We start from the raw sequence: 13,633 nt of genomic DNA on the forward strand, positions 1-13,633 counted from the left end.
GCCGGTCGGTGACGGGCTGATGGCCGGGCGGTGGCCCGGGGGGGCGTCCGGAGTGCGTCCGGGGGTGCGTCCGGCCGACGGTCAGCCCCGGCCGACGTACGGCATGGCCGTCGCCATCACCGTCGCGAACTGCACGTTCGCCGCCAGTGGCAGCTGCGCCATGTGCAGGACCGTGCGGGCCACGTCCGCCGCGTCCATCACCGGTTCGGCCGCCGTGGTGCCGTTGGCCTGGAGGATGCCGGTCTGCATCCGCCCCGTCATCTCGGTGGCCGCGTTGCCGATGTCGATCTGGCCGCAGGCGATGTCGTACGGGCGCCCGTCCAGGGAGAGCGACTTGGTCAGGCCGGTCATCGCGTGCTTGGTGGCGGTGTACGCGATGGAGTGCGGGCGCGGGGCGTGCGCGGAGACCGAGCCGTTGTTGATGATGCGGCCGCCGCGCGGGTCCTGTTCCTTCATCGCGCGGAAGGCGGCCTGGGCGCAGAGGAACGCGCCGGTGAGGTTGACGTCGACGACCGTGCGCCAGGCGTCGTACGTCAGCTCGTCCAGCGGTACGGGCGGGCCGAACGTACCGGCGTTGTTGAAGAGCAGGTCCAGCCGTCCGAAGCGGTCGCGCGCGGCGGCGAAGAGGGCGTCCACCTGGCCGGGGCGGGTCACGTCGGCCGGGACGCACAGGGCGGCGGGGCCGTCGGACGGCGCGGTGCCACCCCTGCCCGGCAGGCCGCTCCCGCCCGCCAGACCGCCCCCGCCCGGCAGACCGCTCGCGTGCCGCTCCGCCTGGCGGGCGGTCTCCTCCAGGGCGTCGGCGCGCCGCCCGGCGAGCACCACCGACCAGCCGGCCCCGGCGAGGGCCAGCGCGACGGCGCGGCCGATGCCGGAGCCGGCGCCGGTGATCAGGGCGGTCGGCGCGGGAACGGCCGCGGGCGTGGCGTCGGTGCGGGGAGCGGCGGCGGTGTCGGGTGTCGTCATGGCGGAAGGGTAGGGCGCGGGGCGGCCGCCCGGCGGAACGGCGCCCCGTCACCCCGCCCCGTGGAAGTCCTTGAGCACCGCCGCCTTGGCCGTGGCGAATTCCTCGGCGGTGAGGATGCCCTCCCGGTGGAGTTCCCCGAGCTCGCGCAGCCGGCGCAGCAGTACGTCGGCGCCCTCCTCGCCGCTTCCGCCGCCCGTGCGCGCCGCTGCCTTCAGGGCCGGGGCGTCCGTCGTCCCGGCCACCGCGCCCGCCGACGGCGCGGGCCCGGCCGACGGGTGCGGCAGCCGCGCCGCGACCGCCGCGGCGAGCAGCGCCGTGCGGCCGCTCTCCTTCTTGAAGCCCCACAGTTCGATGGCGTTCGGGTCGTGTTCCGGCTTGAGCTTCGTCACGACGCCCTTCGGCCGGAAGCGCAGATAGCCGGATTCCAGGCCGGAGGCGGGGCGCCAGTCCACCCCGGCCAGGTCGGCGAGGGCGAAGTCCCGGGCGCCGCCGTGCTTCTTGCTCTCGCTGGTGGTCCAGCGCCAGTCGATGTGCACCTGCTCGCCGTCGAAGGTCGCGACGCCGTCCACGCCCGCGGCGGACAGCGGTACGGCGGGCCCCGGCAGCAGGTAGCGGTCGGTGGGCCCGGTCATCACCTGGTCGAGGAGCAGGGACTGGCGCACCGCGTCGGCGAAGTACTCGGCGACGCCGGTCCGGTCCGGGTCCACGGCCACCTGGTACGGGCTGGCGTCGTCCGGCAGGCCGCCGCCGGTGACGTACAGCAGCGGGTCGGCGCCGTCCCGCAGCCGCAGGCGCAACCGGCCGCCCTTGCGGGCCGGTTCGTACGCGATGCCCGCCAGCGCCTCCAGAGGTACGGACGTCTCGCCGAGGTCCTGCCGCAGCCGGTGCACGCTCCGTTCCTGCCCCGGCACGATCCACACCCGGTCGCCGTCGAAGGACCACGTGCCGTCGCGCACCATCAGTTCAGCCATGCCCGAATCCTACGGAAACGCCGCTCCGGTGGCGGAAGGGCCGGGCTCCGGGGCCGCCGGGCCGCCGTGATTGTCCGGCGGCGTCCGATGCGGGCGCAGACATCATCCGCTTGTCATGTGTGCGTCGGAAGCGGGACAGCGGAACGCCGTCCCCCGCCCCTCCAATCGCTGGTGACAACACCAGTCCAGGGAGGGGCAGATGGCCCGTCAAGGTCAGTACGAGCAGGACGCACGGCCCGATCAGGGGCCGCAGGGCGCCCCGTACACGCAGGAGATGCGGGCCGCGGCGGCACAGCTCGCCCGGCGCCGCTTCCTCACCGGTACCGGGGCCGCCGCGGCGCTGGCCTTCGCGGCCAACCTGCCGGGCACCGGCGTCGCGTACGCCGCCGCCGAGGCCGACGCCCGGAAGATCACCGAGAACCCCTTCACGCTCGGTGTGGCCTCCGGCGACCCGCTGCCCGGCTCCGTCGTGCTGTGGACCCGGCTCGCCCCGAAGCCGTACGAGCCGGGCAGCGGCATGCCCCAGGCCCGTGTCACGGTGCGCTGGGAGGTCGCGTACGACGAGAAGTTCCGGCGCCTGGCGGGGCGCGGGCGGGCCGAGGCGCACCCGGAGTTCAACCACGCCGTGCACATCGAGGCCACCGGCCTCGCGCCGGACCGCGTCTACTACTACCGCTTCCGCGCCGGCACCTGGATCAGCCCGGTCGGACGGACCCGCACCGCGCCCGCGCGCGGCGCCGCGAACACCGGGCTGCGCCTGGGCGCGGTCTCCTGCCAGGCGTACCACGACGGGTACTTCACCGCGTACCGGCACCTGGCCGCCGAGGACCTCGATGTCGTCTTCCACCTCGGCGACTACCTGTACGAGTACCCGGTGGACGCGGTCGGCGGCGCCCGCAAGTACACCGACCGCAAGCTGCCCGCCCGCTTCAACCGCGAGACGGTGACGCTGGAGGACTACCGGCTGCGGTACGCGCTCTACAAGTCCGACCCCGACCTCCAGGCCGCGCACGCCGCGCATCCGTTCATCGTCACCTGGGACGACCACGAGGTGGAGAACAACTACGCCGACGACGTCAGCGAGGACGACGCCCCCAAGGGCGAGTTCCTGCTGCGCCGGGCCGCCGCCTACCGCGCGTACTGGGAGAACCAGCCGCTGCGCCGCCCCCAGCGCCCGAACGGCCCGGACGCCCGCCTCTACCGCCGTGTCCACTACGGGCAGCTGGCCCAGTTCGACGTTCTCGACACCCGCCAGTACCGCTCCGACCAGGCGTACGGCGACGGCTGGCACGCCCCGGGCCCCGAGTCCACGAACCCCGCCCGCACGCTGACCGGCACGGCGCAGGAGCGCTGGCTCGCCGACGGCTGGAAGTCCTCCTCGGCGCTGTGGAACGTACTGCCGCAGCAGGTCACCTTCTCCGAGCGGCGCAACGCCACCGGCCCCGGCTACAAGGTCAGCATGGACTCCTGGGACGGCTATCCGGCCTCCCGCGAGCGGGTGCTGAAGGGGGCGGAGGCGGCGGGCGTGGACAACCTCGTCGTCCTGACCGGGGATGTGCACGTGCACTACGCGTTCGACGTCAAGCGGGACTTCCGGGACGAGAAGTCGCGTACCGCGGGCGTGGAGTTCGTGACCACGTCGATCGCGAGCGGCGAGGACGGCGCGGACAGACCGGCCAACTGGGGCACCTATATGGCCGCCAACCCGCACATGAAGTTCTACAACGGCCGGCGCGGGTATGTGACCGTCACGCTGGACCGGGAGAAGGCGCGCGCCGACTTCCGCACGGTGTCGGCGGTGACGAAGCCGGGCGCGCCGGTGATCACGGCGGGGTCGTTCGTGTCCGAGGCGGGCAGCCCGGGGCTCAAGCCGGCCTGAGGTCCGCACGCCGGTGGCCGGGCATGATCCCCCGGCCGTCGGTCCCGGGCTGCCGGTCCCGGCCGCCGGTCCTAGGTCCCGAGACCCCGTTCCGAGGTCGTGGGACCCCCTTCCAAGGTCCCGCCCCGAAGCGCGCCGGAGCCCGTTCCGTGCATGACACCATGGTCAGGCCATCAATCATCCATGGAGACACTCATGACGGACCCCGGCACCGGAACGACGGAGCCCCAGGACAGCGTTCCGATAGCCGAGCGGGACGTGGCGGCGGTGCCCGCCGCGTCCCGCCGCACCAGCCTGCTCGTCACTCTCATCCTCGGCGGCCTGACCGCGGTGCCGCCGCTCTCCATGGACATGTACCTCCCGGCCCTGCCGGAGGTCACCAACGCGCTGCACAGCCCGGCCGCCACCGTCCAGCTCACCCTGACCACCTGCCTCGCCGGCATGGCCCTGGGACAGATGGTCGTCGGTCCGATGAGCGACAAGTGGGGCCGCCGGCGCCCGCTGCTCGCCGGCATGGTGATCTACGTCATCGCCACCGCGCTGTGCGCCCTGGCCACCAACGCCGAACTGCTCATCGCCTTCCGCCTGCTCCAGGGCCTGGCGGGCGCGGCCGGCATCGTCATCGCGCGGGCGGTGGTCCGCGACCTGTACGACGGCGTGGCGATGGCCCGCTTCTTCTCGACCCTGATGCTGATCTCCGGCGTCGCCCCCGTCGTCGCACCGCTGATCGGCGGGCAGATCCTGCGGATCACCGACTGGCGCGGTGTCTTCGTCGTGCTGACCGTGGTCGGCATCCTGCTCACCCTGCTGGTCTGGCGCCGCCTGCACGAGACGCTGCCGCCCGAGCGCCGGCACTCCGGCGGCCTCGGCGAGGCCCTGCACACCATGCGCTCGCTCCTCGCCGACCGGTCCTTCTCCGGCTATCTGATCGTCGGCGCGTTCGCCTTCGCCGCGCTGTTCGCGTACATCTCCGCGTCACCGTTCGTGATCCAGGAGATCTACGGCGCCTCCCCGCAGACCTTCAGCCTGCTGTTCGGCGTCAACTCCGTCGGCCTGGTCCTGGTCGGCCAGATCAACGGCAAGGTGCTGGTCGGCCGGGTCAGCCTGGACGTGGTGCTGGGCATCGGCCTGAGCGTGATCACCGCCGCCGCCACGGCGCTGCTGCTGATGGCCGGCGGCGTCTTCGGCGACGTCGGACTGTGGCCGATGGCCGCCGGGCTGTTCGTCCTGATGTCCGCGATGGGCCTGGTCATGCCGTCGGCGAACACCAAGGCGCTGCTGCGCTCCGGGCACGCGGCGGGCTCCGCCTCGGCGCTGCTGGGCACCTCCACCTTCCTCCTGGGCTCCGTCGCCTCGCCGCTGGTCGGCATCGCGGGTGAGCACACCGCCGTACCGATGGCGGTCGTCCAGCTCTCCTGTGGCGTACTGGCGCTGCTGAGCTTCCTGGGACTGTGCCGCCCGTGGCAGCGTAGGGGGGAGACCGCCACCGGAACCGGCGAGAGGACCAGGCTCTGAACGCAACGGGACTGCGACGCGGCACCCCCGCCGGGGCGGGGCTCGACCCTGCCTGGATCCGGCGCCTGGTGGGCGGGGTGCGGGAGGCGACCGAGGGACCGGCGCCCTGGTGCGCGGGCGCCGTGGTGCTCGCCGGGCGCGGCCCGGTGGTCGCCGCCGAGGCGGCGGCGGGCTGGGCGCTGCGCTACGCGGGCTACGACCCCGAGGGCGGCCGCGGGGTGGAACTGCCCCGCGAACAACGGGAGCCGATGCGCGTCGGCACGGTCTTCGACCTGGCCTCGCTGACCAAGCTGTGCACCGCGATCGTCGCGGTGCAGCAGACCGAGCGGGGCCTGCTGGACCCGGATGCCGCCGCGAGCCGCTGGCTGCCGGGCTTCGCCCCCGGCATCACGGTCCGCGGCCTGCTCACGCACACCTCGGGCCTGCGCCCCGAGCTGCCGTTCTACGAGCGCCAGGGGCGCGCGGCGCAGCTGGAGCTGCTGTGGGAGGAGGCGGCGGCGCCCGCCGCGCCGCCCGGCAGTACGTACCGCTACTCCGACCTCAACCTCATCGCCCTCCAGCTCCTGCTGGAACGGCTCACCGGGCAGCGGCTGGACACCCTCGTCGCGCGCGGCATCACCGGCCCGCTCGGCATGTCCAGCACGTCGTTCGGGCCGCTGGCCCCGGCGGGCGTGGCCGCGACCGAGGACCAGCGGCGGCCGTGGGCCAAGGCCGACCGCGGCATGGTGCGCGGCGCGGTGCACGACGAGAACGCGTGGGCGCTGGGCGGCGTCGCCGGGCACGCGGGCCTCTTCTCGACGGCGCAGGACCTGGCGGTGCTGTGCCGGACCCTGCTCAGCGGCGGCGCCTACGGCCCGGCCCGCATCCTGAGCGAGAAGTCGGTGGCGCTGCTGCTGGACCCGCCGGGCCTCGGCTTCGGCGTGGACCAGCCGTGGTTCATGGGCGAACTCGCGGGGCGCGGCGCGGCCGGGCACACCGGGTTCACCGGCACGAGCCTGGTGCTGGACCGGGCGACCGACACGTTCCTGGTGCTGCTGGCCAACACGGTCCATCCACGGCGGCGCGAGGCGGGCAGCGCGCCGCGCGCGGCGGCCGCGACCCGGCTGGCGCGGGCGGTACGGGCCGGAGGCAGGCCGCCGGGAGCCGGGACGGGAGCCCGCGGGGAGCCGCCGTGCGGCCCGGGGCGCCCCGGGAGGCCCTGAGGCGGGTCCGGGCGCCCGCCCCGGCCCCGTAAAATGGCCGGAATGCACGACGAACTGCGCGCCGCACTGGCCGGCCTGCTCGACGGCCTGCCGCCCACGCAGGCCGCGCGGGCCGTCGACCGGCTGATCGCCAACTACCGGGGCCGGACACCGACCGACGCGCCGGTCCTCAGGGACCGCGCGGATGTCGCCGCGTACGCCGCCTACCGGATGCCCGCGACCTTCGAGGCCGTACGGCACGCGCTGGACGCCTTCGCGGCGCGGCTGCCGGACTGGGCACCCGCCTCCCACGTGGACATCGGCGGCGGCACCGGCGCCGCGACCTGGGCGGTGGCGGCCACCTGGTCCGGTCACCGCACCACCGTCTACGACTGGGCCGAACCGGCCCTGGAGCTGGGCCGCGAGCTGGCCGACGGCGTCCTGCCGGACACCGACTGGCAGCGCCGGGTCATCGGCGCGGGCATGGCGGTCCCGGAGGGCACGGACCTGGTCACCGTCTCGTACGTGCTCGGCGAGCTGCGCCCGGAGGACCGCACGGCGGTCGTCGCCGCCGCGGCCCGCGCGCACGCCGTCGTGCTGACCGAACCCGGCACCCCGGACGGCTACCTGCGCATCCGCGAGGCCCGCGAGCAGCTCACCGAGGCCGGGCTGCGCGTCGTCGCCCCGTGCCCGCACAGCGGCACGTGCCCGATCGTGCCGGGCGAGGACTGGTGCCACATGGCCGCCCGGGTGTCCCGTTCCTCGCTGCACCGCCAGGTCAAGGGCGGCTCGCTGCCGTACGAGGACGAGAAGTTCAGCTATGTCGCGGCGGTACGGCCGGAGGCGGTGGGCGGCGCCGCGGCCGCACCGGCCCGGATCGTCCGCAAGCCCCAGCTCCGCAAGGGGCAGGTCCTGCTGGACCTGTGTACGGAGGAGGGGCTCCGGCGCGATACCGTCACCAAGCGGCACGGCGACCGCTACAAGGCCGCCCGCGACGCCGAGTGGGGCGATGCCTGGGAGCGGCCGACGGGCTGAGGGCCCGCGTCGGGCCCCGGGCGGACGCTCAGGCCGGCCGCAGTTCCTGTGTGCAGCACTTGACGCTGCCGCCGCCCTTGAGCAGCTCGGTCAGGTCCATGCCGACGGGCTCGTAGCCGCGTTCGCGCAGGGGCGCGAAGAGCCCCACCGCGGCCTGCGGCAGCAGCACGTGCCGCCCGTCGCTGACCGCGTTCAGCCCGAACGCCTCCGCGTCCGCGCGCGAGGCGGTCAGGGCGTCGGGGAAGAGCCGGGCCAGCACGGCGCGGCTGCCCGCGGAGAAGGCGCCCGGGTAGTACATGACCTCGGAGTCCGTCGTGTCGTCCAGGACGCACAGCGCCGTGTCGAGGTGGTAGTAGCGCGGGTCGACCAGATCCAGGCCGATCACCGGGCGGCCGAAGTACTCCTGTGCCTCGGCGTGCGAGAGCGGGCTGCTGCGGAAGCCGCGCCCGGCCAGCAGCCACGAGGCGGTGACCGCGAAGTCGCCCTCCGCCTCGTTGACGTTCTCCGGCTCGCGGACCTCGGCGAAGCCGTGCTCGCGGAACCACGCGGCGTGTACGGCGGCCTCGCCGCGGCGCTCCTCGAAGGCGAACCGGGCGCCGAGCACCCGGCCGTCCACGACGGTGGCGCCATTCGCGGCGAAGACCATGTCCGGCAGGTCGGGGCGGGGCCGCAGCTCCTCGACGGTGTGGCCGAGCGCGCGGTAGCGGTCGCGCAGCACTTCCCACTGGGCGAGCGCCAGCGGCAGCTCGACGGGCTTGTCCGGGTCCATCCAGGGGTTGATGGAGTAGCTGACCTCGAAGTGGGTCGGCGGGCACATCAGGTAGCGCCGGGGCCGGGCGCTGCGGGGTGTACGCAAGGAAGGCTCCTCACGGTGGGTGGGACGCGGGATGCGTACGAGTTGGCGTACGCGCTCAAATCGTCCACCGTGAGGAGCCGTTGCGCAGTGATCCGTTCGGGTGGTTTTCACCCCTGGCGGGTTTCTCCGGCGTCGCGCTGCTCCTGAAGCCTGCGCAGCAGGGCCCGCCGCTGCGCCATCGGGTCGGTGCCGCCGCCCACCCCGTTGCCGCCCCGGCCGCCGCGCAGTGTGCCGCGGGAGAGCTTGCTGCGGGTGCCGCCGACGCCGAGCATGTTGCCCGCGCTTCCCTTGCTCATGAGGTCGTCTCCTTCGTCCGCCGACTAACGAGACGGTGCGTCTCGCTCGATATCCAGTCTTGGCGAGACGGTCCGTCTTGTCAAGACGATACGTCTCGCCTCCCCGTCGGTAGACTCCGGCCATGGCCAACAAGACACCGCCCGACTCCACCCGCCGCAGCGAACGCTCGCGCCGCGCCATCTTCGACGCGGCCCTCTCCCTCGTCGGCGAGGTCGGCTACGAGAAGCTCACGATCGAGGGCATCGCCTCCCGTGCCGGTGTCGGCAAGCAGACGATCTACCGCTGGTGGCCCTCCAAGGCCGCCGTCCTGCTCGACGCCTTCACCCAGGACGTGGAGGGGTACGAGGCGGGCCTGCCCGACACCGGCGACCTCGCCGCCGACCTCAAGTTCGTCCTGCGGGCCACCGCGGACGAGTTCAACGACCCGAAGTGGCAGGCCCCCTACCGCGCGCTCGCGGTGGCCGGCGCGAACGACGCGGAGCTGTCCGCGCGCTTCGTCGAGCGGCTGCTGGAGCCCGGCATCCGGGTCTACGTGGACCGGATGCGGGCCGCCCAGGAGGCGGGCGAGATCGGCCCCGGCGTGGATGTGCGGGTGGCGGCCGAGATGGTGCTGAGCCCCTTCTCGCAGCGCTGGCTGATGCGGACCGGCGAGCTGACGTACGCGTTCGTGGACACGCTGGTCGACATGGTGCTCGCCGGTCTGCGGCCCCGCACCCCCGCGTGAGGGACCGGGGTCGCCCAGGGGGCGCGGAAAGTAAAGGAAGATGAACGAAGTGGGGTCGATATCGACCCTATTGCCACTATTCGCCCGTTCTCCGGTCCCCCCGGATCCGTACTCCGGTCACCCGAGGAGGAGGATGGTGGCAGCATTGATCCCAGACCACCGCTCGAAGTGAGGGGATAGATGGAACGCAAGAGCAGGTTCTCCCAGTGGCTTCGCCGGCCGAGGAGCGGTTCGGACGGCGGCGATACGGACACGGGATCGGCGGCCGGACCAGGCCGCGAGGACCTGCTGCTGGCGGTGGCCGACGCGGGTTTCCCGCTCGCCCCGGCGGCCCACCCCTCCGGCTACGGCTGTTCCTGTGAGCGCATCGGCTGTCCCACGCCCGGCCGGCACCCCGTCTCCTTCGGCTGGCAGACCGTCGCCAGCACCGACCGGGAGAAGGTCGCCGGCTGGGCGCGCGCCTATCCGCAGGCCAACTTCATCACCGCCACCGGCATCGCCCACGACGTGCTGGACGTCCCCGTCGAAGCGGGCCGCAGCGCGCTGGAGCGGCTGGAGGCGGCGGGCATCGAGGTCGGCCCGGTCGCGCTGAGCGGCGCGGCGCTCGGACAGGGCCGGATGCTGTTCTTCACCGCCACCCGCGGCACCCCGGACGACGAGGACGAGTGGTGGCCCTGCGAGCTGGACTGCCATCCGGAGACGATGGACGAGCATCCGGGCCTGCGCTGGCACTGCCGCGGCAGCTATGTCCTCCTGCCGCCCTCGCGCCTGCCCGGTGACCAGCCCGCGGTGGCCTGGCTGCGCGGTCCCGAGCGGCCGGTGCCGGATCCGCTGACACTGCTGGAGACGCTCACCGACGCCTGCGCGGCGTACGCGGACGAGCGGCCCGACCACGACCACGAAGCGGCGGCCTGGCCGATCGGCCGCTGACGCACGTCCCGCGGCCGGGTCCGCGGCACGGCCGCCGGACCCCGCCGGGGCGCGCTGCCCGCGCCGCGCGTCGTCCCGCCTACAGCGACTTCGCGGACGTCTTCGCCTCCAGCCGGTGCAGAATGCTGATCCGGCCGGCGGCGTTCGCGGCCGGGACCTTCACCACCTGCTGCGACAGGGTCGTGAAGGTCATCCGGTCGGACGGCTTCGCCGGACCGTCCATGATCCCCTTGAGCTCCGGGCCGATGCTGATCCGCGACCCCTCGGCGACGGTCTTCTGCTGGTGGTAGTAGGTCGAGAAGAAGACCAGCGCCCCGCCGTCCTTGGTCCGCAGCGCGACCGGCGCGAAGGGGGACGCCTGGTCCTCGTACTGGATGCGGACGCCCGGCTGCCGGCCCTGCTTCGCCCGCAGCGCCCGCCACCGGTCGGTGTGCGGCCCCTGCGCGAAGGCGTCGCCCGCGCCGGTGTTCAGGTACGACGCGTACGCCTCGCCCAGCTTGCCCGGCGCGACCTTCAGGCCGGAGTCCTCGGCATCGGCCGGCACCGCCTCGGCGAAGCCGTCCTGGTCCGTCTTGAACTGCGGAACCTCGTCGCCGGTCAGCGAGGAAAGATAGCTGGCCTTCCACTTCGCGCCGACGGAGTCCCGGGTGAACACCAGGAACCACCGCGCGTTGTTGCGGTTGCTGACCGCGTCCGCGAGGAACACCTTCGGCCAGCCCGCCTGCTTGGGCACGGTGAAGTGCGGGTCGGATAGCTTCAGCGGCGGGAAGGCGGGATTGCCCTGCGGGCTGACCGCGTGCGCCGCCTTGGTGAGCGCCTGGTCGACGGTGAGCAGCGACTCCGTCTCGTAGGACGGGTTCACCTTCGGGTCCAGCTTGCTGTTGGACGCGTTGAAGCCGTCGACGAACTGCTGGACGGCCTTGGCGGCTTCGTCCTTCGACACCGCGGGCAGCATCTCCCGTTCGCCGTGCACGGTCATGCACCCGCTCAGCGTCAGCAGCGCCGCGCTCGCGACGGCCATCGCTACGGGCACCCGGAACGGCGACCTGCGTGTCATGGGGCTCGGGCTCCTTCGGGGCGACCGGGGCCGGGGCGGCCTGGGCGGCCGCCGGGGTGGCACGATTCGGCGCAACCCTACCGGGGGCGGAGCGGCGGGCGGGCGCGGGGACCGGATACGGCATCCGCACCGAGCCCCGGAGGGGAGCCCGTCCCAGTAGCCCAATACGGGACGCAACGGCCGTGCCGGGCACGGCCGTGCATCAGGGTTCGCGCAGCGGCATGACCAGCGGAACGCCGGTGCGCGGATGCCCGATCACCTCGACCGGCTGCCGGTAGACCCGGCTCAGCAGCTCCGCGCCGAAGACCCCGGCGGGCGGGCCCTGCGCGGCCACCACCCCGCCGTGCAGCAGCGCCGTACGGTCCGCGTACGCGGCGGCCAGCCCCAGGTCGTGGAGCACGACGGCCACCGCGGCCCCCGCCGCCGCCCGCTCCCGGCAGATCCGCAGCACCAGTTCCTGATGGCGCAGGTCCAGCGCGGCGGTCGGCTCGTCGAGCAGCAGCAGCGGAGCGCGCTGGGCCAGCACGCGGGCGAGCGCGACCCGGGCCCGCTCGCCGCCGGACAGCGCGGAGAACGGCCGCTCCGCGAAACCGGCCACCTCGGTCGCCGCCATCGCCTCCGCGACGGCGGCCTCGTCCTCGTCCTCGCCCGGCGTCCCCGCCCAGGGCGCGCGGCCCATCCGTACGACGTCCTCCACCGTGAACGGGAAGGAGAGAGCGGCGGACTGCGGCAGGACGGCCCGGCGCAGCGCCAGTTCGGGAGCGGTCCAGGCGGTGGCCGGGCGGCCGTCGATACGTACCTCGCCGGTGGCGGCGGGCAGGTCGGCGGCGAGCGCGGCGAGCAGCGTGGACTTGCCCGCGCCGTTCGGCCCGACGAGCGCCAGCACCTGGCCCGCCGTCACCTCCACGTCCACCCCGTCCAGGACCGTACGGCCGCCCAGGCGTACGCCGAGACCGCACGCCCGCGCGTACGCCGTACCGGTGGGGATGGGCGCCGGAAGCGTACGGGCACGCCCCGCCAGCCACGTGCCGATCAGCGGAAACCGGCCGCGGCTCATGCCCAGCCCCCTTGCTTGCGACGGGTCCTGCGCAGCAGCCAGAAGAAGAACGGGCTGCCGCACAGGGCGGTCAGGACACCCAGCGGCAGTTCCGCCGGCTGGGCGGCCGTGCGGGCGACGAGGTCGGCGACGACCAGCACCAGCGCGCCGCCCAGGGCGCTGCCCGGGATCAGGAAGCGGTGCCCGGGACCGGCCGCCATCCGCAGCAGGTGCGGGACGAGCAGACCGACGAAGGTGATGACACCGGCCACCGCCACGGCCGCCGCGGTGAGCAGCGCGACGACCAGGACGAGGACGACGCGCAGCCGTTCCACGTCGACACCGAGGTGCCGGGCGGGGCGTTCGCCGAGCGCGAGGAGGTCCAGCTTGCGGGCGCAGAAGGGGGCGATGGCCAGCCCGGCGACGGCGCACGGCAGGACCGCGAGCACCTTGGGCCAGACGGCCCCGGACAGCGAACCGAGCTGCCAGAAGGTGATCTGGGAAACCTGGGCGTTGTCGGCGAAGAAGAGGAACAGGCCGATCAGCGCACCCGCGAAGGCGTTCACCGCGATACCGGTGAGGATCAGCGTGACGACCTCGGTACGGCCGCCGGAGCGGGACAGCGCGTAGACGACCAGGACGGTCAGCAGACCGGTGGCGAACGCACAGACCGGAACCGTCCACATGCCGAGGAAGCCGAGGCCCAGCGCGATGGCGCCGACAGCGCCGACCGCCGCGCCCGACGAGATGCCGATGACGCCCGGCTCGGCGAGCGGATTGCCGAACACGCCCTGCATCAGGGCGCCCGCGCAGCCGAGCGAGGAGCCGACGAGCAGCGCCAGCACGACGCGCGGCAGGCGCACGTTCCACAGCACGCTCTCGCCGACCCGGTCCAGCTCCGCGCCGCCGAGGTGCAGATGGTGCAGCAGCGAGCCGAGGACGTCGCCGAGCGGGATGCGGTACGCGCCGAGACCGGCGGAGAGCAGACAGCCCACGAGCAGCGCGAGGGCGAGGGCGGTGGTCAGCAGGGCGGTGCGGGGGGAGCGGCGGGGGGTTGGCGGGGGAGGGGTGGCGGCGGGCGGGGCGGCCGTGCCCGTACCCGTGCTGGCGTCCGTGCCTGTACCCGTACCGGCGTCCGTGCCCATCCCTGTACCGGCGTCCGTGCCCGTGCTCGGGTCCGTGTGG

The 13,633-nt window shown here is 74.1% G+C and carries 13 protein-coding genes; 6 read left to right on the forward strand and 7 right to left on the reverse strand.

From position 1 onward, the window contains the following. Nucleotides 1-81: 81 nt before the first annotated feature. Both A6A06_RS15825 and A6A06_RS15830 read right to left on the reverse strand, forming a co-directional pair. Nucleotides 82-966: an SDR family oxidoreductase gene (locus tag A6A06_RS15825; protein ID WP_242440753.1), complete on the reverse strand. Its 885-nt coding sequence runs from the start codon at nt 964-966 to the stop codon at nt 82-84. A 48-nt stretch (nt 967-1,014) separates the two neighbouring features. Next, the gene (locus A6A06_RS15830) at nt 1,015-1,938 is read right to left on the reverse strand and encodes a DUF4429 domain-containing protein (protein WP_073761811.1); all 924 of its coding nucleotides are present in this window, start codon (nt 1,936-1,938) and stop codon (nt 1,015-1,017) included. A gap of 274 nt (nt 1,939-2,212) precedes the next feature. Between A6A06_RS15830 and A6A06_RS15835 the strand changes: the two genes are divergently transcribed. The 4 genes from A6A06_RS15835 to A6A06_RS15850 all read left to right on the forward strand — a co-directional run bounded on the left by A6A06_RS15835 (nt 2,213) and on the right by A6A06_RS15850 (nt 7,548). Further along, nucleotides 2,213-3,817, forward strand: coding sequence for an alkaline phosphatase D family protein (locus tag A6A06_RS15835; RefSeq protein WP_073762192.1), 1,605 nt, complete (start codon nt 2,213-2,215; stop codon nt 3,815-3,817). Between the two features lie 183 nt (nt 3,818-4,000). Continuing rightward, nucleotides 4,001-5,332 (forward strand): multidrug effflux MFS transporter, encoded by a 1,332-nt coding sequence (locus A6A06_RS15840; protein WP_242440754.1) that lies wholly within the window; start codon nt 4,001-4,003, stop codon nt 5,330-5,332. A gap of 56 nt (nt 5,333-5,388) precedes the next feature. Further along, entirely contained in the window at nt 5,389-6,534 is a 1,146-nt protein-coding gene (locus A6A06_RS15845) for a serine hydrolase domain-containing protein (protein ID WP_443333752.1), read from the forward strand. 42 nt (nt 6,535-6,576) lie between these two features. Continuing rightward, on the forward strand, nt 6,577-7,548 hold the full coding sequence (locus A6A06_RS15850) for a small ribosomal subunit Rsm22 family protein (protein ID WP_073762194.1): 972 nt from the start codon (nt 6,577-6,579) through the stop codon (nt 7,546-7,548). A gap of 28 nt (nt 7,549-7,576) precedes the next feature. Here A6A06_RS15850 and ddaH read toward each other — a convergent pair whose 3' ends face one another. Both ddaH and A6A06_RS15860 read right to left on the reverse strand, forming a co-directional pair. Further along, nucleotides 7,577-8,404: a dimethylargininase gene (gene ddaH / locus A6A06_RS15855; protein ID WP_338015905.1), complete on the reverse strand. Its 828-nt coding sequence runs from the start codon at nt 8,402-8,404 to the stop codon at nt 7,577-7,579. 107 nt (nt 8,405-8,511) lie between these two features. Then, nucleotides 8,512-8,700: a DUF6243 family protein gene (locus A6A06_RS15860; RefSeq protein WP_073761813.1), complete on the reverse strand. Its 189-nt coding sequence runs from the start codon at nt 8,698-8,700 to the stop codon at nt 8,512-8,514. 122 nt (nt 8,701-8,822) lie between these two features. On the opposite strand from A6A06_RS15860, the gene A6A06_RS15865 reads away from it, so the two are divergent. Next, on the forward strand, nt 8,823-9,425 hold the full coding sequence (locus tag A6A06_RS15865; RefSeq protein WP_073761814.1) for a TetR/AcrR family transcriptional regulator: 603 nt from the start codon (nt 8,823-8,825) through the stop codon (nt 9,423-9,425). 180 nt (nt 9,426-9,605) lie between these two features. Then, a complete protein-coding gene (locus A6A06_RS15870; RefSeq protein ID WP_073761815.1) occupies nt 9,606-10,355 on the forward strand; it encodes a bifunctional DNA primase/polymerase in 750 nt (249 codons plus the stop codon). A gap of 79 nt (nt 10,356-10,434) precedes the next feature. Here A6A06_RS15870 and A6A06_RS15875 read toward each other — a convergent pair whose 3' ends face one another. The 3 genes from A6A06_RS15875 to A6A06_RS15890 form a co-directional block, all read right to left on the reverse strand. Then, the gene (locus tag A6A06_RS15875; protein ID WP_242440755.1) at nt 10,435-11,412 is read right to left on the reverse strand and encodes a hypothetical protein; all 978 of its coding nucleotides are present in this window, start codon (nt 11,410-11,412) and stop codon (nt 10,435-10,437) included. Nucleotides 11,413-11,614: 202 nt separating this feature from the next. After that, nucleotides 11,615-12,469: a heme ABC transporter ATP-binding protein gene (locus tag A6A06_RS15885; protein WP_073761816.1), complete on the reverse strand. Its 855-nt coding sequence runs from the start codon at nt 12,467-12,469 to the stop codon at nt 11,615-11,617. Beyond that, nucleotides 12,466-13,593 (reverse strand): FecCD family ABC transporter permease, encoded by a 1,128-nt coding sequence (locus tag A6A06_RS15890; protein ID WP_073762197.1) that lies wholly within the window; start codon nt 13,591-13,593, stop codon nt 12,466-12,468. Before A6A06_RS15890 ends, A6A06_RS15885 begins: the two co-directional genes overlap by 4 nt. Nucleotides 13,594-13,633 lie beyond the last annotated feature (40 nt).

This window comes from Streptomyces sp. CB02923 (genome assembly GCF_001905005.1).
Classification (GTDB): Bacteria; Actinomycetota; Actinomycetes; order Streptomycetales; family Streptomycetaceae; genus Streptomyces.